The organism is Pseudomonas sp. YA1, assembly GCF_058680555.1.
Window position 1 is genome coordinate 1 of the sequence record NZ_JBZWBG010000054.1, and the last position, 603, is coordinate 603.

Annotated in this window: 1 pseudogene; it reads left to right on the forward strand. The window is 69.0% G+C overall.

Annotated elements, in window-relative coordinates:
* A pseudogene (phzE, locus tag AC4OR5_RS30935) lies at window positions 1-561 on the forward strand (phenazine biosynthesis protein PhzE); the annotation flags it as partial.
* Between the last annotated feature and the right edge of the window lie 42 nt (window positions 562-603).

Genomic DNA, 603 nt, shown 5'->3' on the forward strand with positions numbered 1-603 from the left:
GCCGAGGACACCTTCACCTCGATGATCGCCAAGCAGCTCAAGTCGCTGGGCCTGACGGTGACCGTGCGCGGCTTCCAGGAGCCGTACTCGTTCGACGGCTACGACCTGGTGATCATGGGCCCCGGCCCGGGCAACCCCACCGAGATCGGCCAGCCGAAGATCGGCCACCTGCACCTGGCCATCCGTTCGCTGCTCAGCGAGCGCCGGCCGTTCCTCGCCGTGTGCCTGAGCCACCAGGTGCTGAGCCTGTGCCTGGGCCTGGACCTGCAACGCCGGCAGGAGCCCAACCAGGGCGTGCAGAAACAGATCGACCTGTTCGGCGCCGCCGAGCGCGTCGGCTTCTACAACACCTTCGCCGCGCGCGCCCTGCAGGACCGCATCGAGATCCCCGAGGTCGGCCCGATCGAGATCAGCCGCGACCGCGAGACCGGCGAGGTCCACGCCCTGCGCGGGCCGCGCTTCGCCTCCATGCAATTCCACCCCGAATCGGTGCTGACCCGCGAGGGTCCGCGCATCATCGCCGACCTGCTGCGCCACGCGCTGGTCGAGCGGCGGCCCTGAGCCAGGAGAGCCCATGCACAGATATGTCGTGATAGACGCCTT